The organism is Clostridia bacterium, from assembly GCA_024653205.1.
In the GTDB taxonomy this organism is placed as follows: domain Bacteria; phylum Bacillota; class DSM-521; order Neomoorellales; family SLTJ01; genus JANLFO01.
In genome coordinates this window covers 1-22366 of sequence record JANLFO010000017.1, presented here as the reverse complement: position 1 = coordinate 22366, position 22366 = coordinate 1, and the positions used below count along the sequence as shown (strand labels likewise).

At 67.8% G+C, this 22366-nt stretch carries 20 protein-coding genes; 2 read left to right on the top strand and 18 right to left on the bottom strand.

Annotation, left to right across the window (positions count from 1 at the left end; all coding sequences use genetic code 11):
* The first annotated feature begins 2 nt into the window (after window positions 1-2).
* Both NUV99_08920 and NUV99_08915 read left to right on the top strand, forming a co-directional pair.
* A complete protein-coding gene (locus tag NUV99_08920; protein MCR4420226.1) occupies window positions 3-761 on the top strand; it encodes an ABC transporter ATP-binding protein in 759 nt (252 codons plus the stop codon).
* Entirely contained in the window at window positions 761-1891 is a 1131-nt protein-coding gene (locus NUV99_08915) for an ABC transporter permease (protein MCR4420225.1), read from the top strand. Before NUV99_08920 ends, NUV99_08915 begins: the two co-directional genes overlap by 1 nt.
* A 78-nt stretch (window positions 1892-1969) precedes the next feature.
* Here the strand turns inward: NUV99_08915 and NUV99_08910 are convergent, their stop codons facing one another.
* From NUV99_08910 to hpt, 18 genes are all read right to left on the bottom strand, one after another.
* Window positions 1970-2632: a phosphoribosylanthranilate isomerase gene (locus tag NUV99_08910; protein ID MCR4420224.1), complete on the bottom strand. Its 663-nt coding sequence runs from the start codon at window positions 2630-2632 to the stop codon at window positions 1970-1972.
* Complete coding sequence (locus tag NUV99_08905; protein MCR4420223.1) at window positions 2620-3378, bottom strand: indole-3-glycerol-phosphate synthase TrpC; 759 nt, start codon at window positions 3376-3378, stop codon at window positions 2620-2622. Before NUV99_08905 ends, NUV99_08910 begins: the two co-directional genes overlap by 13 nt.
* Window positions 3375-4406, bottom strand: coding sequence for an anthranilate phosphoribosyltransferase (gene trpD, locus NUV99_08900; GenBank protein ID MCR4420222.1), 1032 nt, complete (start codon window positions 4404-4406; stop codon window positions 3375-3377). Before trpD ends, NUV99_08905 begins: the two co-directional genes overlap by 4 nt.
* A gap of 141 nt (window positions 4407-4547) precedes the next feature.
* Window positions 4548-5861, bottom strand: a complete 1314-nt coding sequence (gene purD, locus NUV99_08895) for a phosphoribosylamine--glycine ligase (protein MCR4420221.1) — start codon at window positions 5859-5861, stop codon at window positions 4548-4550.
* 291 nt (window positions 5862-6152) lie between these two features.
* Window positions 6153-7205, bottom strand: a complete 1053-nt coding sequence (gene purM / locus NUV99_08890) for a phosphoribosylformylglycinamidine cyclo-ligase (protein ID MCR4420220.1) — start codon at window positions 7203-7205, stop codon at window positions 6153-6155.
* A gap of 22 nt (window positions 7206-7227) precedes the next feature.
* The gene (purH, locus tag NUV99_08885) at window positions 7228-8757 is read right to left on the bottom strand and encodes a bifunctional phosphoribosylaminoimidazolecarboxamide formyltransferase/IMP cyclohydrolase (protein MCR4420219.1); all 1530 of its coding nucleotides are present in this window, start codon (window positions 8755-8757) and stop codon (window positions 7228-7230) included.
* Window positions 8758-8950: 193 nt separating this feature from the next.
* Window positions 8951-10012: a hypothetical protein gene (locus NUV99_08880; protein ID MCR4420218.1), complete on the bottom strand. Its 1062-nt coding sequence runs from the start codon at window positions 10010-10012 to the stop codon at window positions 8951-8953.
* A 102-nt stretch (window positions 10013-10114) separates the two neighbouring features.
* Window positions 10115-10984: a formyl transferase gene (locus NUV99_08875; protein MCR4420217.1), complete on the bottom strand. Its 870-nt coding sequence runs from the start codon at window positions 10982-10984 to the stop codon at window positions 10115-10117.
* A gap of 2 nt (window positions 10985-10986) precedes the next feature.
* Entirely contained in the window at window positions 10987-12003 is a 1017-nt protein-coding gene (locus NUV99_08870) for a carbohydrate kinase family protein (protein MCR4420216.1), read from the bottom strand.
* Between the two features lie 39 nt (window positions 12004-12042).
* On the bottom strand, window positions 12043-13464 hold the full coding sequence (gene purF, locus NUV99_08865; protein MCR4420215.1) for an amidophosphoribosyltransferase: 1422 nt from the start codon (window positions 13462-13464) through the stop codon (window positions 12043-12045).
* Between the two features lie 40 nt (window positions 13465-13504).
* Window positions 13505-15688, bottom strand: a complete 2184-nt coding sequence (gene purL, locus NUV99_08860; protein MCR4420214.1) for a phosphoribosylformylglycinamidine synthase subunit PurL — start codon at window positions 15686-15688, stop codon at window positions 13505-13507.
* 329 nt (window positions 15689-16017) lie between these two features.
* Window positions 16018-16728, bottom strand: coding sequence for a phosphoribosylformylglycinamidine synthase subunit PurQ (gene purQ / locus NUV99_08855; GenBank protein MCR4420213.1), 711 nt, complete (start codon window positions 16726-16728; stop codon window positions 16018-16020).
* 1 nt (window position 16729) lies between these two features.
* Window positions 16730-16990: a phosphoribosylformylglycinamidine synthase subunit PurS gene (gene purS / locus NUV99_08850; protein ID MCR4420212.1), complete on the bottom strand. Its 261-nt coding sequence runs from the start codon at window positions 16988-16990 to the stop codon at window positions 16730-16732.
* 321 nt (window positions 16991-17311) lie between these two features.
* Window positions 17312-18022 carry a phosphoribosylaminoimidazolesuccinocarboxamide synthase gene (locus NUV99_08845; GenBank protein MCR4420211.1) on the bottom strand — a complete coding sequence of 237 codons (711 nt, stop codon included), beginning with the start codon at window positions 18020-18022 and terminating at the stop codon, window positions 17312-17314.
* Between the two features lie 29 nt (window positions 18023-18051).
* Entirely contained in the window at window positions 18052-19344 is a 1293-nt protein-coding gene (gene purB / locus NUV99_08840) for an adenylosuccinate lyase (protein ID MCR4420210.1), read from the bottom strand.
* Window positions 19341-19853 carry a 5-(carboxyamino)imidazole ribonucleotide mutase gene (gene purE, locus NUV99_08835; GenBank protein ID MCR4420209.1) on the bottom strand — a complete coding sequence of 171 codons (513 nt, stop codon included), beginning with the start codon at window positions 19851-19853 and terminating at the stop codon, window positions 19341-19343. The genes purB and purE overlap by 4 nt, the downstream gene beginning before the upstream one ends.
* Window positions 19854-19864: 11 nt before the next feature.
* Window positions 19865-21406 (bottom strand): glutamine-hydrolyzing GMP synthase, encoded by a 1542-nt coding sequence (gene guaA / locus NUV99_08830; GenBank protein ID MCR4420208.1) that lies wholly within the window; start codon window positions 21404-21406, stop codon window positions 19865-19867.
* A gap of 118 nt (window positions 21407-21524) precedes the next feature.
* Window positions 21525-22064: a hypoxanthine phosphoribosyltransferase gene (hpt, locus tag NUV99_08825; protein ID MCR4420207.1), complete on the bottom strand. Its 540-nt coding sequence runs from the start codon at window positions 22062-22064 to the stop codon at window positions 21525-21527.
* Between the last annotated feature and the right edge of the window lie 302 nt (window positions 22065-22366).

The following is a 22366-nucleotide window of genomic DNA, read 5'->3' as shown; positions in this document are numbered from 1 at the left end:
ATATGGCGGCCATTGTAGTTGAGGGCCTGACGCGGCGGTTCGGCAACTTGACGGCGGTAGATAACATCAGCTTCCGGGTGGACGAGGGCGAGATATTCGGCCTTCTCGGGCCGAACGGCTCGGGCAAGTCCACCACCGTCAGGATGCTGTGCGGCCTCCTCCGCCCCTCCGCCGGAAGGGGCGAGGTACTGGGCTACGACATTGCCCGGGAGCCGGAGCGCATAAAGGAAAGCATCGGGTACGTCTCACAGCGTTTCAGCCTTTATGAGGACCTAACGGTAAGGGAGAATCTGGAGTTCTACGCCGCCGCTTACGGTGTTCCCGTAAAGGCGCGGGGGGAGGCGATTGCCTCGGCCGTCACCGCCACCGGTCTGGAACCGCAAACCCGCACCCCGGTCCATACTCTTTCCGGCGGCTGGAAACAGCGGGTGGCCCTGGCCTGCGCGCTGGTGCACCGCCCGCCGCTGCTCTTTCTGGACGAACCGACCGCGGGTGTAGATCCGGTTTCCAGGCGCGAGTTCTGGGCAATCCTTCACGGCCTGGCGGCGCAAGGGGTTACGGTAGTGGTGACCACCCACTACATGGACGAGGCGGAACAATGTAGCCGGGTGGCCTTCATGTACCGCGGGCGATTCCTGGCCGCGGGGCCTCCCCGGGAACTCAAGGCCGCCGAAGGCGTACTGTTGCTGGAAGACGTTTTCATCGCACTGACCCGGCGGGGCAGGGCCATGGAGCTCGGGACCCACGGAGGCGGAGAATAATGCGGGTCACGCGACTGTGGGCGGTGATCAAAAAAGAGGTCCTGCACATCAGAAGGGACCGCCCGAGCCTGGTGATCAGCTTTGCCCTCCCGCTGTTGATGCTCCTTGTCTTCGGCTACACCGTGACCATGGACGTGGACGAGATTCAAACCGCGGTACTGGACGGCGACCGGACCCGGGCCAGCCGGGAACTGGTCTCTGCCTTCGCGGCCTCCGGGTACTTCCATTTTACCGCCTATCCTCTAAGCCGGCCGGAACTGGAGCGGCTGATTATCGGCGGAGAGGTCAAGGCGGCCCTGGTCGTTCCGCCCGGCTACGGCCGCGCCCTGGCCAGAGGGGAGACGGCGGTCGTGCAGTTCATCGTGGACGGAACCGACCCCACCACCGCGCGCGCCGCGCTGCAGGCCGGAGAACTCATTGCCCGAGTCCATTCGACCAAGGCGATAGCGGCCGCGCTCGAGCGGAGCGGGAAGAGCCTCCCCCTCGGCGGCCTGGAGTTGCGGCCTCAGGTCTGGTACAACCCGAACATGGAGAGCGCCCGGTTCTTCATTCCCGGGCTCATCGGCCTGATCATGCAGAACATTACCGTGATGCTGACCGCCTTCGCCATGGTGCGCGAGCGGGAGCGGGGCACGCTCGAGCAGCTGATCGTGACCCCGGTGCGGCCCGCGGAGCTGGTGATCGGCAAGCTCATCCCCTACGTGGTCATAGCCTTCGTGGACGTCACCCTGATCTTTCTGGTGGGCGCCTTTTGGTTCGGAATGGGAATGGCCGGCAGCGTCAGCCTCCTGGCCGCACTATCACTTTTCTTTCTCCTGGGGGCCTTGGGGTTGGGCCTGCTCATTTCCACGGTGGCGCGCACCCAACTCCAGGCAATGCAGGCCACCATGGCTCTGGTCCTGCCCAGCGTGCTCCTCTCGGGCTTTGTCTTTCCCCGGGAGGCCATGCCTGCGGTGATCCGATGGCTGGGCAATCTCATACCGCTAACCTATTTCCTTGAGATCCTGCGCGGCATCATCCTCAAGGGCGCCGGCCTGGACTTGCTCCTTACCCAGGCGACCGTGCTGGTGGTCTTCGGCTGCGGCACCCTCCTCCTGGCCGCACTGCGCTTCCGAAAAACCCTTGACTAGCGGCGGCCATGGCTCGCTCCGGCGCCGTTCGGCTTCCGGTTCCCCCTCGTGCCGATGGCTCTGCCGGCCGGGCGGGCATCAGGCGCGCCGGGCAGCCTGCAGGAAGGCACGCACCTTGCGCGGATTGAGCCGGCCCGCGGTGGTGACGCCGCTGAAGACGTCTACGCCAAAGGGGCGCACGGTGCGGACGGCGCGGGCGACGTTGGCGGCGTTCAGGCCTCCGGCGAGAATGAGGGGCCGGGGCTGCGCCGCCTGCCGCAGCCGCCGGGCCAGGACGAAATCCACCACCAAACCCGTGGCGCCGACCTTTCCCCGGTGAAAGCGGTCCAGGAGCAGGGCATCCGCACCGGCCTCCAGGTACTCGGCCGCCGCCTGCTCCGGAGGCTTGTCGCCCAGCAGGCGGTCTCCGTCGAGGTGCAGGGTCTTGATGATCTTCACCGGCAGCCTCTCGCGGAGCAACGCCACCTGGGAGGGCGAATTGAACCCGTGGAGCTGGACCGCGGCGGGGCGCACGCGCTCCACCAGCCGGCATACCTCGTCCGGCCGCTCCTCGGTAAGGACCAGGATCGCGGCCACAAAAGGCGGCAGGCGCGCAGCCAGCCGGCGGGCCTCCTCCCGGCTCAGGTTACAGGCCAGGGGCTGCCACACCTCGGTGATCAGCCCCACGGCGTCTACCCCGGCCTCCGCCAGCATGTCTATTTCGGCCTCGGTGCGCGGGCCGCACACCATCACCCGGACCACGGCGCCACCTCCCCGGCGGTCACAAAGGCGGCCACCGCCTCCGCCGGGTCTTCGGCCAGCATGAAGGCGGTGCCGGCCAGCACCGCATCCGCCCCGGCTTTCAGGGAGCACCGCACGTCCTCCGGAGTGCGGTGACCGCTCTCGCTCACGATCAAACTTCGAGGCAGGAGTTCCCGGTAGGGAGCCAGCATCTCCCTGTCGATCCGCACCCCGTCTTCTCCCACCTCCAACCGGTCTATGTCCTTGTTGTTTATCCCCACCAGCCACGGTTCGGCGCCGGCAATCAGGGGCAGGTCTTCCGGCCCCCTGGTTTCCACCAGGGCCAGCATGCCCCAGGAGTGGACGCGCTCCAGCAGTTCCGGCAAATCGTCTCCCACCCGGTGGGCTATGAGCAGCAGGCTCACCCGGCCCAGGCAGGCCGGGTCGACCGAGGTCACCAGGCGGGCATAGCAGTCTACCTGCGCGGCTTCGGAGATGAAGTCCTTAATCAGGAGCGGCAGGGGCGTGGACCGGAGAACCAAAGGAACGTCCTCTTCCGGCCGGCCTCCGAAGTGGCGGCGCTCGGTGACCAGGGAGATCCCGCAGGCCCCGCCCCGGCGGTAACATTCCGCAAGACGGCCGGCGTCCCGCCCGTCCGGGCCCCGCCCGGCCTCGGCGGCCAGCTTGGGTATCAGCCGCTTGACCTCGGCGATTACCGGCACCGCTCCCCGTCCCCGGGTACGCAGAATGGCGTCGGGCAGGTTCAAGCCGCATCTCTCCTCAGTTCCTGGGCCCGGGCTCTTATCTCCTCCAGCTTGGCCAGGGCCTCGCCCGACTCCAGCGTCCGGCGCGCCAGGGCCACGCCTTTCTCCAGGGATTCCGCCTTGCCCGCCACCACCAGGGTGGCGGCGGCGTTGAGCAGTATCATGTCCCGCCTGGGACCGGAATCCCGGCCGGTGAACACGTCCAGGATAACCCGGGCGTTGTACTCCGGCGGGCCGCCGCGAACTTCATCCAGGTGGCAGCGGGAGAACCCGAAGTCCTCGGGGCACACGGTATAGTGCTCTATCCGCCCGTTCCTGACCTCCGCCACCCGGGTTTCGCCCAGCAGCGAAATCTCGTCCACCCCGTCCAGGCCGTGCACCACCATGGCGTGGCTCAGTCCCACCTCCAGCGCCACCTCTGCCACCTGCTCCACCAGATCCGGCCGGTACACGCCCAGCACGTGACACCTGGCCCCGGCCGGGTTGATCAGAGGGCCGATGACGGTGAAGAACACGGTCTTGATCCCCAGGTCGCTCTCGGGCCCGAAGACCTTCATCATTACCGGGTGAAAGTTGGGAGCGTAGAGAAAGGAAAAGCCCACGTCTTCGATGAGCCGTTCCGCCTGGTGCGGTTCTAGCTCCACCGGTATGCCCAGGGCTTCCAGAACGTCGGCGCTTCCCGAGGAGGCGGATATGGATCGCGAGCCGTGCTTGGCAATTCTCACCCCGGCGGCGGCCGAGAGCAGGGCGTTGGCCGTGCTCACGTTGAAGGTGGTGAGCCCGCCGCCGGTCCCGCAGGTGTCGGTCAGTTCTCCCTCCACCCGGGGCCGGATCACCACGCACACCCGCCGCATGGCCCGGGCAATGGCGGCTATTTCCGCCGTGGTCGGCCCCTTCATGAGCAGACCCATGAGAAAGCCCGCCACCTGCGCGGAGGTGAAACGGTCTTCCAGAAGGCCGTCAACCACCCCGTCGATATCTTCCTGGCTCAGTTCCTGCCTCTGGCTAAGCTTGCGGAGGACTTCTTTCACGTCCTGCTTCCCCTTCCCGGAAAAATTAAACCGGCGCCCAGACCGAGCGCCGGCAATGACCAGCCTCGTCTCAGCTCTTCTGGCTCGAACTCCCCTCGTCTCTGCTCGACTGCCCTGTTCGGTTGTGGTCAATTCTGGGTATTATTCTAGTGCCTTTTGGCTCCCATGACAAGAGGTTCTTAACGCCTCGCTGCGGGCCAGGGCCCGGCGGCCGATGTCCCGGCGGTAGAACTTGCCGGAAAAACGCACTTCCTCCGCCACCCGGTAGCACTTTTCCAGGGCGGCCGGCAGGGTCTCCCCCCGGGCGGTAACTCCCATGACCCGTCCGCCCGAGGTAACCAGCTTCCCGTCCCGCCGGGCGGTCCCGGCGTGAAAGATGACCGTTTCCGGGGGCAACCCGGAGGGCAGCGTGATCTCCTCGCCGGTCCGGTACGACCCGGGATAGCCCTCCGAGGCCAGCACCACGCAGGCGGCGCTGCCTCCGCGCCAGCGCAAGTTCACTCGTTCCAGCCGGCCCCGGGCCGCGCCGTAAAGCGCCCCCAGGAAATCGCCTTCCAGGCCCAGCAGCAGGGGCTGGGCCTCGGGGTCGCCGAAGCGGCAGTTGAACTCCAGCACCTGCGGCCCCCGGGAGGTGAGCATCAGCCCGGCGTAGATAACGCCCCGGTAGGTGATGCCTTCCGCCTCCAGGCCGGCCAGAAGCGGCCGCAGGATTCTCTCTTCTACCTGACGGGCCGCCTCGGGGGTGAGGAAGGGACAGGGGGCGTAGGCGCCCATGCCGCCGGTGTTGGGGCCGGCATCACCGTCGAAGGCGCGCTTGTGGTCCTGGGCGGAGGGAAGTACCAGCAGCTCCCGGCCGTCGGTTACGGCCAGCACGCTTACCTCCTCGCCCTCGAGCCTTTCCTCGATCACCACCCGCTCTCCCGCGGACCCGAAGACCCGCTCGGACATGAGGGACACCAGCGCCCGCTCCGCCTCGTCCCTTTCCTCGGCCACCACCACTCCCTTGCCGGCGGCCAGCCCGTCGGCCTTGATCACCCAGGGCCCGGAAGTGGCGGACAGGTAGCCCCGCGCCGCCGCCAGGTCCGAAAAGACCTCAAAGCGGGCGGTGGGCAGGCCGTGCCTGGCCATGAGGCGCTTGGCCCAGACCTTGCTCCCCTCGATCGCCGCGGCCGCCCGGGTGGGGCCGAATACCGCCTTGCCGGCCGCCGATAGGGCATCCGCCAGCCCGGCCACCAGGGGTGCCTCCGGGCCCACCACGGTTAAGTCGATTGCCTCCTGCCGCACGAAGGCCGCCAGACCTTCCACGTCCTCGGCCTTGAGGGGCACGCAGCGGGCGATCTCGGCGATGCCGGCGTTGCCCGGGGCGCAGAAGAGCTCCGTAACCTCCGGGCTCTGAGCCAGTTTCCAGGCCAGGGCGTGCTCCCGGCCGCCGCTTCCTACTACCAGTACCTTCATAATCTATCCTCCGCTCCCGCGTCAATACAAGTAGTTGGCGGGCGGTCGCGAGTTCTTCCCTGAGTACATTGGCACCTCGCCGGGCGCCGAACTTGGCGAGGGCGAGCGCGGAGGCGGGCGCCAGGCCTCAGGACGGCCGGAGCGGCGCGGCGCCATGGATGGCGCCTGCGCCGGCAGCCCGCCGGAGCGCGAAGCCCAAGCCTTAGTTAGGCCGGCGAGGTGACAGTACGAACGGGAAGAACCCGCGACCGCCCGGGACCAAGGAAATATGGCCTGAAGCGGCCCGGTGCGCTACCGAGCCGTAACCACCTCTACTTCGCGGTTGCCCGCCTCGACCCGGCCCACCAGGTAGCACTGCTCGCCGGCGGCCATGAGCCTCTGGCGTACGGTCTCCGCCTCCTCGGGAGCCACTGCCAGCACCAGGCCCAGGCCCAGGTTAAAGGTGCGGGCCATTTCCCGAGGCGGCACGTTGCCCGCCTCCCGGATGAGCTCGAAGATGGGCGGCACCGGCCAGCTTCCCGGCTCCAGCACCGCCTTGGTTCCGGGCGGAAGGATGCGGGCCAGGTTGTCCAGCAGGCCGCCGCCGGTAATGTGGGCCATCCCCCGGAGGCGGCCTTCCCGGGCCAGGGGCAGCACGGAGCGCACGTAGATGCGGGTGGGCCGCAGCAGTTCCTCGCCCAGCTCGCACCCCAGGGCGGGCACGCGGTCCCGCAGGGAGTATCCGGCCACCTCCAGCAGCACCTTGCGGGCCAGGGAGAACCCGTTGGAATGCAGGCCGCTGGAGGCCAGGCCCAGCAGCCGGTCACCCGGCCGGATGGCCGAGCCGTCGATCAGAGCCTCCCGCTCCACGATGCCCACGGCAAAGCCGGCCAGGTCGTAGTCCTCGGCCGGGTAGAAGCCGGGCATCTCCGCCGTCTCCCCGCCCAGAAGGGCACACCCGGCCAGGCGGCAGCCTTCGGCCACCCCGGCCACGATCTCCGCCGCCTTCTCGGGCACCAGCCGGCCCATGGCCAAATAATCGAGGAAGAACAGGGGTTCGGCGCCGTGCACCAGGATGTCGTTGACGCACATGGCCACCACGTCTACGCCCACGCTGCGGTGCCGGCCGAGTTCAATGGCCAGGCGCAGCTTGGTGCCCACCCCGTCCGTTCCGGCCACCAGCACCGGCCGCCGGTAGCGGCCGATCTCCAGGGCGAAGAAGCCGCCGAACCCGCCGATACCTCCCAGCACCTCCGGCCGCCGGGTGCTCTCCACCGCCGGCCGCATCAGTTCCACCGCCCGCTCGCCGGCGTCGATGTCCACGCCGGCGTCGCGATAGGTCCAGGCCGGTTTAGGCTCCTCCACGCTCGGCACCTCGATCTTTCTTTTAGTGCTTGAAATGGCGCTTGCCGGTGAAAACCATGGCCAGGCCGTAGCGGTCGCAGGCGTCGATGGACTCCTGGTCCCGCACCGAACCGCCGGGCTGGATGATGGCCGTGATTCCCGCCTTGGCCGCCACTTCCACCGTGTCCGGGAAGGGGAAGAAGGCGTCCGAGCCCAGCACCGCGCCCCTGGCCGCCTCTCCCGCCTGCTCCAGGGCGATCTTGGCCGCGCCCACCCGGTTCATCTGGCCGGCACCCACACCCAGGGTGACCCGGTTCTTGGTGACCACGATGGCGTTGGACTTGACGTGCTTGACCACCTTCCAGGCAAAGGCCAGCTCCTGCTTTTCCGCCTCGGTGGGGGCCCGCCTGGTTACCACCCGCCACTCTTCCGGAGCGGCGTCTACCACGTCGGCCTCCTGTACCAGGAAGCCTCCGCCCAGGGCCTTTACGTCCCACTGCCGGCCTTCGGGCGCGGCCGGGATTTCCAGCAGCCGCAGCGCCTCCTTCTGGCGGAGCACCTCCAGGGCCTCGGGGCTGTAACCCGGAGCCACCACCACTTCCAGGAAGATCTTGGCCAGTTCCCGGGCCGTGGCCTCATCTACGGGCGCGTTCAGCCCCACGATGCCGCCGAAGGCCGAGGTGGGATCGGCCTCGAAGGCCTTGCGGTAGGCCTCGCTCAGGGAGCCGGCCACGGCCGCCCCGCAGGGATTGTTGTGTTTGATCACCACCGCGGCCGGAGCGGGAAGCTCGCGCACCAGGGCCCAGGCGGCCTGGGTATCCATCAGGTTGTTGAAGGACAGCTCCTTGCCCTGAAGCTGCCGGGCAAAGGCCAGCCCTCCGGTGGCGCCCACCTCGCGGTAGAAGGCCGCCCGCTGGTGGGGGTTCTCGCCGTACCGCAGATCCTGCACCTTCTCGCCCACCAGGGCCACCACGGGCGGGAAGGGAGAGCCCACCCGGACGTTGGAGAGGTACTGGGCGATGGCGGCGTCGTAGGCGGCGGTGTGGGCAAAGGCCTCCACCGCCAGCGCGAAACGGGTCTCGGCATCCACCTCGCCCTTGCTGCGTAACTGCTCCAGCACCAGGGGATAGCGCTCCGGGTTTACCACCACGGTAACGTAGGCGTGGTTCTTGGCCGCGGCGCGGACCAGGCTGGGCCCGCCGATGTCGATGTTCTCTATGGCCTCCTCCAGGGTTACCCCCGGCCGGCTTACCGTCTCGCGGAAGGGATAGAGGTTCACCACCACCAGGTCGATAAGCTCGATGCCCTGGACCGCGAGTTGCTCCAGGTGCTCCGGCACCCGTTTGGCCAGAATGCCGCCGTGGATCAGGGGATGAAGGGTCTTGAGCCGGCCCTCGAGGATTTCGGGGAAACCGGTGACCCGGCTTACCGGCGTAACCGCGACTCCCCAGCCTTCCAGGGACCTGGCCGTGCCGCCGGTGGAGATGATCTCGAATCCCAGCTCCTTTAATCCCCGGGCGAAAACGTCCAGGCCCCGCTTGTCCGAAACGCTGATCAGAGCTCGTCTGGCCACTTTGTTCTCCCCTTCCTTAATCGATTCGATTCACCTCGGGTTTGTCCCGGCCGGCGCCGGCTGTCCTGGTTCCCCCTCGTACCGGTCGCTTAGCCGACCGAACTGGGGTTGGCGGAGTTCGGTACCCGGCACGCTTTAGGTACTCGCGGAAACCAGGACAGCCGGCCCGAGCTGGGATAGAGACCCAATGGGCTCAGCCCAGGCTGCCCACGGCCTCGCCCCGCACCCGGCGGCGCACGGCTTCGCTGCGGGCTACCAGGGTTTCAAAATCCTGCTCCTCTACAAACAGCATTTCCGCCCGGGCGTATTCCGGTTTCCACCCGGGAGCGAAATTTCGATCCCGGGCCGCTTCCGGCCAGGAGGCCACCAGATCCCGCACCGCCTGGGGCCCGCCCCGGGCGTGCACGGCGGCCAGGGCCAGGATGGGGCCGGCGTGAGGGGAAAGAACGGCTATTTCCGCCGCCGCCAGGGCGTAACGGTTGCCGTTGAAGGCCACCGCCACCCCACCGGCCGTCCGCACCAGGGAGAGCGCCTCCGCGTCGGTGATGCTGTCTCCCAGGTACAGGGCTTCGCCTACCAAGGCGGAGAGGCGCTGCGCCGCCTCGCGCAGTGCCCGGGCCTTGGCCGGCCCGCCCACCACCGCAACCGCCCGCAGCAGGGGCGCAAGGGAAAGTCCCTCCAGCTCGGCCACGGCCCGCGCCAGCACCCGGATGGTTGCCCGGTGCTCCGGCTCGAGGTCCTCCGGCCCGGCCGCCCCCTCCGGCCACTCCGGCGGAGAGAGCCCGGCCAGGTCCGCGGCCAGGGCGGCAAGCCGCTCCGCCTCCCCAGGCGCCAGGGAGTGGGCGTCCAGAGGGAAGGGGGTGGAAAAGGTGCAGTCGGCGGGAAGCCCGACTCGGTCGCAGAGGGCCTCTATGTAAGGGCGATAGCTGGTGCTGATCACGAAGGCCGGCAGCAAGTCCTTGACCGCCCGGAGGACGGGCGGCACCTCGGGCAGGAAGAGCAGGGTGCGGGCGGCAAAGTCCCGGGCCCTGGCCTCGGTGAGGCCGAAGGCCCTGAGAAACGGGGCCACCCACCGCAGGGTGGAACCCGCGGGGTGACCGGCCCGCCGCTCCACCTCTACCAGGTAGTCGTCGTACCGGCTCAGGACCCTGAAAATCCGCTCCCCGGCGGGAAGGTAGGCGGTACAGAGCTCAAAGGCGTTGTCGTTCAGGGCAAGGGGGCCTTCGCAATCCGTGGCCAGCCACCATTTAGGCACCGGTTTCACCTCCTGGTTTCACCTACTGCGAACTTCCCGCCCGGTTCCGCCGCCTGAGTTTACCCCCGGGCCACTCCCGGTTTTGCCCTCATACTGGCCGCGCTACGGCTCGGGCCTCGCCGTCGGAGCCCTCTGCGCCAGCCAGGCCTCCACTTCCCGGTTGAGGCAGCGTCCCCGCGCGAGTTCCCGGCCGCCGCGATCCAGCACCCGGCCGTTCTCCAGCCGCACTTCTCCCCGGGCAAGGGAATCCAGCGTGAGGACCAGCAGGGGCAGTTCCCGCCGGGTCTGGTGCTCCCGCACCGCCCAGAAGAGTCTCTCTTCCGGCCCCGGCGTGGCCCCGCGACCGTGGACGGCAAGCCAGGCCCGGGTACGCTCCTCGTCCGCTTCCCATTCCCGCCAGAGCCCGTCCCACTCGGGGCCGCGGAGGGAGAAGGAGAAGTAGCTCACCGCCGGGCCCCGGTCAAGCTCGGGCGTGACCAGATGCATCATGGCGCCGGCCTCCTCCGCCCGGGTCAGGAGAAGCTCCCAGATCACCTCCTGCCAGGTGCCCACCGGGCCGCCCGGCATGGCGGGGTGGAGGTTGAGGAAGTGATGACTCCGGCACAGCTCCTCCCCCAGGACCAGCATGTAGCCGGCCAGCACCACCACCGGGCAGGAAAAGGGAGCGATCAGACGCTCCACCTCGCGGTCGTAGGCCAGACGCCAGCGCCGCCGCGCCTCGGGCTCACGGCGGCCCTCGTCCCACAACTCCGGGGCAAAGGCACGGGAACTCAGGGTAAGCAGGGGAAGTCCCAGGCGGTGTACCAGGGCCTGGAAGGCGTCGCTAGGCGGGCTTTCCCCCGGCGCCCGGTTGCAGAATACGTAGCGCAGGCGGCAGGCCAGCCGGCCGGACTCGATCTCGCCGGCCACCACCTCCAGAAGGTCCGCCGCCGCCCGGTCGCGGCCGGTGGAAAACCAGCCCAGATCCAGCAAGCCTAACCCACTCCTTCCCCGGCCAGCCAGCGGCGCAGGAAACTCACGTCCGGGTAGGCCTCCCGCCCCCGGCCGGTGATGCTCTGCGCCGCCGCCGCCGAGGCCAGGCGGCCGCAGGCCTCCAAGGGAAGTCCCAGCAGCAGCCCGGCCAGAAAGCCGGCATCGTATACGTCCCCGGCACCGGTGGTGTCCAGCGCCCTGACCGGCACCGCCGGCACCTCTATTTCCTGCTCGGCGGCAAAAACTGCCGATCCCCGGGCTCCGCGCTTCACCACTACCACTTCCGGGCCCAGGTCCAGGAGCCTTCGCGCCGCGACCGCGCTGCGTTCCCTCGGGAAGAGCAGCTCGAGCTCGGCCCGGGTGAGAAAGACTATCCGGGAGCGCCGGAGCAGTCTTTCCAGGGCGGCCGGGCCTTCCCGGGCGTAGATTTCTCCGGGGTCCAGGCTCACCTCTACCCCGGCCGGCAGGGAGGCCACCATCCGTTCCTGGACCGCCCGGGCCTCGGCGCAGACAAAGGAGGAGAGGTGCAGGAAGCGCGGCCGGTAACCCCCGCCCGGCCCCAGGCCCGGCAATTCCCGGTCTAGACCGGCCTCGGCCACGCGGGCGTTGGCCTGGGGAAAAACCAGGATGGTCCTATCCCCGGCCTCGTCCAGCAGGATGAAGGCCGTACCGCTGCGGCCGGCAACGGTTCTGATTCCCCGCGTGTCAACGGGGGCAAGGGTACGCCGCAGGCAGTCGCCGGTCTCGTCCTCGCCCACCACCCCCAGGAGGGCAGAGCGAAACCCCAGGCGCGCGAGGGCGTACAGGGTATTGGCCGCGGAACCTCCGCCGCTGGCGCCCAGATACTCGCCGTGCCGCCGCAGGAATTCCTCCAGCTCCGGCATCTTATCGTCGGGCAGGAAAACTTCTCCGCCCGGCACCACCGGCCATCCCGCTTCTACCAGCAGGCGGGGATCGGAGACACGGTAAAACCGGTCCAGGTTAAGGGACCCCAGCCCCACAACTTCCGGGCCCTCCACCACTCCACCCCCCGACGGCCGGGCCGCGCCCGCTCCCTCTTACCACGAACCCGTCGCCCGTTCCAGGATGTCCTTCGAGCCTTCCTCGCCGTTAGGAATGGGGGTGGGATACGAACCGCTGAAGCAGGCGGTACAGAACCCCTGCTGCCCCCCCACCGCCGCCAGCAGGCCTTCCAGGCTCAGGTAATGGAGGGTGTCGGCACCAATGTAGCGCCGGATCTCCTCAATCTCGTGGCTGGCGGCGATCAACTCTCCCCGGTTGGAGGTGTCGATGCCGTAGAAGCAGGGATAGAGTACGGGCGGCGAGCTCACCCGGAAATGGACTTCCCTGGCCCCTGCTCCCCGAAGCATCTGCACAATGGCCCGGCTGGTGGTGCCTCTCACGATAGAATCGTCCACCAGGACCACGCTCTTGCCGGTCAGCACCTGCGGCAGGGGGTTGAGCTTGAGCCTAACCCCCAGGTCGCGCAGGGACTGGGAGGGCTGGATGAAGGTCCGGCCCACGTAGCGGTTCTTGATCAGGGCCTGCTGAAAGGGGACGCCGCTGGCCTCGGCGTAGCCCAGGGCGGCGGCGGTGCCCGAATCCGGGACCGGCATGACTATGTCGGCCTCCGCCGCCGCCTCCCGCGCGAGCTGCCGGCCCATCTCCCAGCGTACCAGGTTCACGGTGCGGCCGCAGAGCACGCTGTCCGGCCGGGCAAAATATACGAACTCGAAAATGCAAAACGCCGGCTCGGGTGCGGCCAGAGACTTTATGCTGCGCAGGCCGTCCCGGTCGATTATAACGATTTCTCCCGGCTCCAGCTCCCGCACCATCCTGGCTCCCACCGTGTCCAGGGCGCAGGACTCCGAGGCCAGGACGTATCCGCCGGCGATCTCTCCCAGGCACAGGGGACGGATGCCGTGGGGATCCCGGAGGCCGATCAGCTTATCCTCGGTCATGAGCAACAGCGAGTAGGCGCCTTTGAGATCGATGAGGCACTTCATCAAGGCCTCTTCCAGCGGACTCTGACCGTAGCGGGCCAGGAGGTTGACAATTATCTCGCTGTCGGTAGTGGACTGAAAGACCGAGCCCGTGGCCGCCAGCATCTGCCGCAGCGCCAGGGCATTGGTGAGGCTGCCGTTGTGGGCCAGGGCCACCGTGCCGTGAAAGTACCGGAAAACCAGGGGCTGGGCGTTGACCACGGTAGAAGAACCCATGGTAGAATAGCGGACGTGTCCCACCGCCGCGTGCCCCTGGTAGCGGGCCAGCAATTCGTCGCTAAACACCTCGGTGACCAGCCCCAGGTTCTTGTAGTGGCTCACCTCCCGGCCGTCGGCCACGGCAATGCCCGCGCTCTCCTCTCCCCGGTGCTGCAGGGCAAAAAGGCCGAAAAAGGTGAGACGCGCCACCTCCTGCCCGGGAGCGTAAATGCCGAAGAGCCCGCACTCTTCCCGCGGTTTGTCCTCAAACAGATGCATGAGACGGTTCCTCGCTTTCCCGGTCGCCACCTGCATTGTACTACGCCGTAAGCGCCCTGACCAGACCTCCCCGCCACCACCGCTCCATCTCGTCTACGGAAACCCCCAGGCAGGTGCGGCCGCCGATCCTCACCTCCAGGCCTGCACCGCCGGTACGACCCAGCACCGCCAGGGGCAGGTTCAGGGAGGCCGCCAGTTCTTCTACCCTCTGCCGCTTTTCCTCGGGGAAGGAAATCACCACCCGGCCCTGGCTCTCGCCGAAGAGCAGCACGTCGGGCCGGTCGTCCGGGGCCAGATCCACCGCGGCCCCCAGACCGGCGGCCAGGCAGCACTCGGCCAGGGTCACGGCCAGCCCTCCTTCGGAGCAATCGTGGGCAGACGATAGCAATCCGGAAGCCGCGGCCTCCAGCAGGAAGCGGACGAGGCGGGATTCCAGCTCCAGATCCACTTGCGGCGCCGACAGCCCCAGCCGGCGGTGGCACACCCAGAGGTATTCGCTGGCGTTAAGCTCTCCCGCCGGCGGGCCCACCAGGGCCACTACCTCTCCCTCCATACGCCAGCCCGGCACCACCCGCCTTTCCACGTCCTCCAGCAGGCCCACCAGGCCCACCACCGGCGTGGGATACACGGCGGTGCCGTCGGCCTTGCTCTCGTTATAGAAGCTTACGTTCCCGCTGACCACCGGTATGCCCAGGATCCGGCAGGCTTCGGCCATGCCGGTCACCGCCTGGGTGAACTGCCAGAAGACCTCCGGCTTCTGGGGATTGCCGAAGTTGAGGCAATCGGTTATGGCCAGGGGCCTGGCGCCCACGCAGGCCGCGTTGCGCGCCGCCTCGGCCACGGCAATAGCCCCGCCGCGGTAGGGGTCCAGGTAGCAGTAGCGGCCGTTACCGTCGGTAGTGAGCGCAAGGCCTTTGCAGGTGCCCTTTACCCGCAGCACGGCCGCGCCCAGCCCGGGGGGTACCACGGTGTTGATCTGCACCATGTGGTCGTACTGCCGGTATACCCACTGCTTACTGGCAATGGTGGGACGGGACAGCAGCCGGGCGAAAACCTCCCGGTAGTCGCGGGGTTCGGGAACCGGCCCGGCCTCCCGCTCCCAGAGTTCTACGAGGTAGTCGGGCACCCGCGAGGGCGGGTAGTACACGGGGCACTCGTCGATGAGCGCGGACACCGGCACCTCGGCCACCGTCTCACCCCGGTGGCGCACCCGCAGGATGCCGTCGTTCGTGACCCGGCCGATGACGCTGGCCTCCAGGCCCCACTTCTCCAGCACCGCCCGCACTTCTGCCTCCCGCCCCGGCCGGGGCACCACCAGCATCCGCTCCTGCGACTCGGAAATCATGATCTCGTACGGCGTCATACCGGTTTCCCGCAACAGCACCCGGTCCAGGTCCAGCTCCATGCCCGTACCCGCGCGGCCGGCGGTCTCCGAGGTGGCGCCGGTGATACCGGCCGCTCCCAGGTCCTGGATGCCCACCAGGAGATCCCGCTGCACCAGCTCCAGGCAGGCCTCGATGAGCAGCTTCTCCTTGAAGGGGTCGCCCACCTGCACCGAGGGCCGGCGCTGCTCCGAGGCCTCGCTCAGCTCCTCAGAGGCAAAGGTAGCGCCGTGGATGCCGTCCCGGCCGGTGCGCGCTCCCACCAGCATCACCGCGTTGCCCGGACCGGCGGCCGCTCCCCGCTGCAGGTGCTCCCGGGGGAGCAGGCCCACGCACATGACGTTCACCAGGGGATTGCCGGAGTACGATTCGTCGAAGTAGACTTCGCCGCCCACGGTGGGCACGCCGATGCAGTTGCCGTACCAGGCAATGCCGGCCACCACGCCGCTGAACAGGTAGCGGTTGCGGGGGGAGGCAAGCTCGCCGAACCGCAGAGAATCCAGCAGGGCTATGGGCCGCGCGCCCATGGCGAAGATGTCGCGCACAATGCCTCCCACCCCGGTGGCCGCGCCCTGGAAGGGCTCTACCGCCGAGGGATGGTTATGGCTCTCCATTTTGAAGGCCACGGCCAGGCCGTCGCCGATATCCACCACCCCGGCGTTCTCCCCCGGCCCCTGGAGGACCCAGGGCGCCCGGGTGGGAAACTGGCGCAACACCGGCCGCGAGTTCTTGTAGCCGCAGTGCTCCGACCACATGACCGCGAACATGCCCAGTTCCACGTAGGTGGGCTCCCGGCCCAGAAGCTGACAGATCCGCTCGTACTCTTCGTCGCTAAGAGCCATTTCGCGCCACGGAGCTCCTTGAGTAGCCACCTGCACTGACCTCCAAACGAGGCATTCTCCTGCTAGCTAGTTTCATCCTGCCGGGCGCTTACGGTGGCCCTGATTCCCCCTCGTACCGGTCGCTTAGCCGACCCAACTAGGGTTCGAGCTTCGCGTTCCGGCGGGCACCCGGCGGAGGCGCCGTCCGTGGCGCCCCGCCGCTTCGGCCATCCGTGGCCTCCGGCCCGCCTGCACGCTCGCTCTCACCAAGTTCGGTACCCGGCACGCTTTAGGTACTCGGAGCAACCAGGGCCACCGACGCCTATTCCGGTGATGAACGCCGGCCCGGCTCACACGGCCGGGGCCTTGCCGCTCTTCCACCACTCCAGGATTGACTGCCAGATAACCAGCCCGTCCCGGTTGCCCAGCACCGCTTCGGCGCAGCGCTCGGGATGGGGCATGAGGCCCAGTACGTTGCCCCGGCGGTTGACAATGCCGGCGATGTTGGCCAGGGAGCCGTTGGGGTTGGCCTCCTCGGTAATCCCCCCCGAGGGCTCGCAGTAGCGGAACGCTATCTGCCCGTTGGCCTCCAGCTCCCCCAGGGTTTGGGGGTCGCAGTAGTAGTTGCCCTCCTTGTGGGCGATGGGCAGCCGCAGCACCTGTCCCGGTCGGGCGAGACACGTGTAAGGAGTGCCGGCGTTCTCCACCCGCACCCAGACGTCCCGGCAGATGAACTGCACGGTCTTGTTCACCCGCATGGCTCCGGGCAGGAGGCCCGCCTCCAGGAGAATCTGGAAGCCGTTGCAGATGCCCAGCACCAGCCCGCCCTGTTCGGCGAACTCGGTTACCGCCTGCATTACCGGCGAGAAGCGGGCGATGGCGCCCGTGCGCAGGTAGTCGCCGTAGGAAAACCCGCCCGGCAGCACCACGCAGTCGAAGCCGGAGAGCCTCTCCTCCCGGTGCCACACGTAGGCTGCCTCCTGGCCCAGCACCTGCCCCAGTACGTGATAGACGTCGGCGTCACAGTTGGAGCCGGGGAAGACCACTACTCCGAAGCGCACCTTACCGGCCCCCTGTCGCGGACACTTCCAGCAGCCGGTACTCCTCGATTACCGGGTTGGCCAGGAGACGGCGGCACATCTCTTCCACCTGCTCCCGGGCCGCCTCCTCGCCGTCCGCCGCCAGCCGGATCTCCAGGTACTTGCCCAGGCGCACCTCTTCCACCCCGGAGTAGTTCAGGCTGTGCAGGGCCTCGCGCACGGTGTTTCCCTGGGGATCGAGCACGCCCGGCTTGAGCATGATCTGCACTTTGACCAGGTACATTTTCACCCACTCTTTCCGTTTCTGGCGGATCCTGGTTCTCTTCGGGCGGTTCCGGGTGCTCCCCGTTCGTACCGTCACCTCGCCGGCCAAGCTGGGGCTCGAGCTTCGCGCTCCGGCGGGCACCCGGCGGAGGCGCCGTCCGTGGCGCCCCGCCGCTTCGGCCGTCCGTGGCCTCCGGCCCGCCTCCGTGCTCGCTCTCGCCAAGTTCGGCGCCCGGCGAGGTGCCAATGTACTCAGGGGAGACCCGGAACCGCCCTACAACGTTGATCCTTATGCCCCTAATACCAAATGACCGGCAACTGGCCGGATGTCGACCCAACCCTAGCGCCGCTGCAGGCGCCGCCAGACCTCGGCGTAGCCCTCCACCAGGTCGCCCAGGTCCCGGCGGAAGCGGTCCTTGTCCAGCCGGTCCCGCGTCTGCGCGTCCCAGAAGCGGCAGGTGTCCGGGGAAATCTCGTCCGCCAGCAGCACCCCGCCCCGGTGACGGGCGAACTCCAGCTTGAAGTCCACCAGGATAATGCCCACCTCGCGCAGGAAGGCGGAAAGCACCCGGTTGACCTCGAGGGCCTGCTCCTTCATGGCCGCCACTTCTTCGGCGGTGGCCCAGCCCAGGGCCAGGATGTGGTATTCGTTCACCTGGGGGTCGTGCAGGGGGTCGGACTTGTAGCAGAACTCCAGCACCGGCTGCCTGAGCTCCGTGCCTTCCTCCACCCCCAGCCTCTGCGACATGCTCCCGGCGGCAAGGTTGCGCACTATTACCTCCACCGGGATGATCTCCCCGGCCCGCACCAGCATCTCCCTTTCCCCGGCCATTTCCACGAAGTGCGAGGGCACGCCCTTTTGCGCCAGCAGGCGGAAGAAGAAGGCGCTGATCTGGGCGTTGTAGTACCCCTTGCCGGCGATGACCGCCCTCTTGGTGCCGTCGAAGGCGGTGGCATCGTCTTTGAACTCCATCCAGAAGAGGTCGGGGTCCTCGGTGCGGTAGATCTTCTTGGCCTTGCCCTCGTAGAGCAGCTCGCCCTTGATTGCCATATCTGCCTCCTTCCCCCCGGTCACCGGCCCTATAGCCCCGCCCGGGCGAAAATCTCGTCAATCCGGCGCAGGTAATAGCCGTAATCGAAAAGCTGGTCCAGTTCCTCCCGGGTAAGGTGGCGGCCGATGTCCGGGTCGGCGGCCACCAGCTCCCGGAAGTTGAGCCCTTCTTCCCAGGCGCGCATGGCCTGGCGCTGCACCCAGGCGTAGGCCTCCTCCCGGACCACTCCCTTGCCCACCAGGGCCAGGAGCAGCCGCTGGGAGTAGATGAGACCGCCGGTCCGGTCCAGATTGGCCCGCATGCGCCCGGGATATACCCGGAGGTTCTCCAGGATGGGGATGAACTTGGCCAGCATGTAGTCCAGCAGGATGGTGCTGTCCGGGATGATCACCCGTTCCACCGAGGAATGGGTCAGGTCGCGCTCGTGCCACAGGGCCACGTTCTCCAGCCCCGCCAGGGCGTTGGCCCGCACCACCCGGGCCAGCCCGGCCACCCGCTCGCAGAGGATGGGGTTCCGCTTGTGGGGCATGGCCGAGGACCCCTTCTGCCCCTTGGCGAATGGCTCCTCCACCTCCAGGATGTCGGTGCGCTGGAGGTTGCGGATCTCGGTGGCAAACTTCTCCAGGGAGCTGGCGATGCCGGCCAGCACGCACAGGTAGTGGGCGTGACGGTCCCGCTGGATGATCTGGCTGGAAACCGGGGCGGGTTTGAGCCTCAGCTTTTCGCACACGTAGGCTTCCACCCGCGGGTCCACGTGGGCAAAGGTGCCTACCGCTCCGGAGATCTTGCCCACGCTGATTTCTTCCCTGGCCCTCTCCAGCCGCCCCATGTGCCGCTCGATCTCCTTTACCCACAGGGCCAGCTTGAAGCCGAAGGTTACGGGCTCGGCGTGAATACCGTGGGTGCGGCCGATCATGGGCGTGTACTTGTGCTTGCGGGCCAGGTCCGCCACCACTTCCCGCAGCCGACGAAGCTTGGCCAGAATAAGATCCGCCGCCTGGCGCATCTGCACCGCCAGGGTGGTATCCAGGAGATCGGAAGAGGTCATGCCCAGGTGGATGTACTTGGAGGCCTCGCCCACCTTTTCCGCCACCGCGGTGAGGAAGGCCAGCACATCGTGCCGGGTGGTCTCCTCCAGAGCCGCCACGCGCTCGATCTCGTACCCGGCCCGGGCCTTGATTTCCTCCAGGGCTTCCCGGGGAATGTTACCCAGTTCGGCCTGCGCCTCGCAGGCGTAAATCTCGATGGTGAGCCAGAGGTCGAACTTGTTCTTGTCCGACCATATCCGGCCCATCTCCGGCAAGGTATAGCGGGAGATCACGATTCAGCCCCCCACAGTTCCCGAATCTTGCGCTCCGCCTCCGCTTCCGCGTTCTCCGCCGTCCGCCGCCGGTAATCCCGCAGGCGGTCCGCGAGTTCCCGGTCTTTCAGGGCCAGGATGGAGGCGGCCAACAGGGCGGCATTCTTAAAGGCGTCGATGCCCACCGTGGCCACCGGAACGCCGGAAGGCATCTGCACTACCGACAGCAAGGCATCCAGCCCCCCGAGGCTGCCCCCGCTTAAGGGCACGCCGATCACCGGCAGGGTGGTGCGGGCGGCGATCACCCCGGGCAGGTGGGCGGCCAGACCCGCACCGGCGATTATCACCTCTATGCCCTGCTCGGCAGCGCCAGAAGCAAAGACGGCCGCTTTCTCCGGGGTGCGGTGGGCGCTGGCCACCACCACCTCGTAGCCGACTTCCAGTTCGGCCAGCACCTCGGTGGCCGCCCGTACTTTGGGCAGGTCGTTGGGACTGCCCACGATTAGGGCTACCTTGGCCGGGCTCGGCATGATCGGCCTCCTCACTCCCACTCAATGGTGGCCGGCGGTTTGGAGGTTATATCGTAGACCACCCGGTTCACATGGGGCACTTCGTTCACCACCCGGGAGGCGATCCTCTCCAGTACCTCATAGGGAAGGCGGGCCCAGTCGGCGGTCATGGCATCCTCGCTGGTGACCGCCCGAAGGATAACGGGGTAGGCGTAGGTGCGCTCGTCGCCCATGACCCCCACGCTGCGGATCGAAGGCAGCACGGCGAAGGCCTGCCACAGCTGCCGGTACAGCCCGGCCCGCCGGATCTCTTCGATCACGATGGCATCGGCCCGCCGCAGGATTTCCAGCTTCTCCTGAGTTACCTCGCCCAGGATGCGCACCGCCAGGCCCGGTCCGGGGAAGGGGTGGCGCCACACCGCCTCTTCCGGCAACCCCAGCTCCAGCCCCACCTGGCGCACCTCGTCCTTGAATAGCAGGCGCAGGGGCTCGATGAGCTTGAGCTCCATGTCCGGGGGCAGGCCGCCCACGTTGTGGTGGCTCTTGATGAGGGCCGCCGCTCCCGTGCCGGATTCGATCACGTCCGGGTAGAGGGTTCCCTGCACCAGGTAGTCCACCCGCCCCAGCTTACGCGCCTCCTCCTCGAAGACCCGGATGAACTCGTGGCCGATTATGCGCCGCTTGGTTTCGGGATCGGCAACTCCGGCCAGCTTGGAAAGGAAGCGCTCCGCCGCCTGTACGTAGACCACCTTTAGGCCCCGGGCGGTGAGCCGGCGGTAAACCGCCTCGCCCTCGCCCTGGCGCAGAAGACCGTGATCCACGAACACGCAGGTCAGCCGGTCCCCCACCGCCCGGTGCACCAGCACCGCCGCTACCGTGGAGTCTACCCCGCCGCTCAGGGCGCAAATCACCCGGCCGTCGCCCACGGCCGTCCGGATCTGCTTCACCTGCTCCTCGATGAAGGAGCGCATGGTCCAGGTACCCTGACAGCCGCAGACGTCGTAAAGAAACCGCCTGAGTATCTCCGTGCCCAGGGGGGTATGCTTCACCTCGGGGTGAAACTGCAGCCCGTACCAGCGGCGTTCGGGGTGGCTCATGGCCGCCACCGGCGCGTATTCGGTGCTGGCCGTGACGATGAACCCCGGGGGAGGAGAGTGGATCTGGTCACCGTGGCTCATCCACACCTCCTGCTCCTCGGGCAGGCCGGAAAACAAGGGATCGTCCGGAACCAGCACCTTAAGCCGGGCCCGTCCGAATTCCCGGCCGGGGGCGGGGGAAACCTGCCCGCCCAACTCCTGGGTCATCAACTGCATCCCGTAACAGATTCCCAGGATGGGGAGACCGCTTTGGAAAACCCGCGGGTCGCAGCGCGGAGCATCCGGCCGGTACACACTGGCCGGTCCCCCGGAAAAAATAAGGCCCCGCGGCTGGCGCTGGGCGATCTCTTCCCAGGAAGTGTTATAGGGGAGCACCTCGCAGAAGACCCGGCACTCCCGAACCCGTCGGGCAATAAGCTGGTTATACTGGGCACCAAAATCCAGCAGCACCACCGTTTCCCGCGTTCGCACCTTCAACGCCCATCTCTCCCTCTCCCCTGCCTGGGTCCACCCGGGTTCACCCTGCCCGCCGTCCATTCCCCTCGGGCGGGTTGCCCGGCCGTTTAAGGCTTGCCTTCCGCAGTGTAGTTCGCCTTTAAGGGCGGGATTCCTCCCGGGAGTTTACCTCCGAGTCCAGCACGGCAATGTAGGGCAGATGCCGGTACTTCTCCGCGTAGTCCAGGCCGTATCCCACCACGAAAAGGCTGGGGATGACAAAGCCGCAGTATTCCACCGCTACCTCCACCCGGCGCTGCTCCCGCTTGTCCAGCAAAACGCAGGTGCGGAGGGTGGCCGGGCCCCGCCCGATCAGCAGATCCCGCAGGTAGCGGAGGGTCAGGCCCGTGTCCACGATATCCTCTACCAGCAGGAGGTGGCGGCCGAGCACCGGCCCTTCCAGATCCTTCAACACCCTTACCACCCCGGAACTGGTGGTGGCCGAGCCGTAGCTGGCCACGGCCATGAAGTCCACTTCCAGAGGCAGGTTCAGGTGCCGGATGAGATCGGCCAGAAACACCACCGAGCCCTTGAGAATGCCCACCACCAGCAGCTCCCGGCCGCGGTAATCCGCCTCAATCTGGCGCGCCAGTTCCTCCACCCGCCGGGCGAGTTGCTCGGTAGAGATTAGAACCTTCATCGCCGCTTGTCATCCAGGCCTGCCCCGCCCGCCGGGGCGAGCCGGACCGCTTCCCTCCTTTGCCGGGTACGGACTCGCCGGGCCCGGCGTCTGCCGGGCCCGACTTCTACCCCAGACCATTCTATATTGCCGCCAATTCGGGGTGCCTGTCAACCCCAACCGCCCTACAGTCCCGGGTCGCCGGCGGCAGGCCCGGTTCCCCCTCGTACCGGTCGCTTCGCCGACCGAACTAGGGCTCGGGCCACGGGCTCCGGCGGGCTCCCGGCGCAGGCGCCGTCCATGGCGCCGCGCCGCTGCGGCCG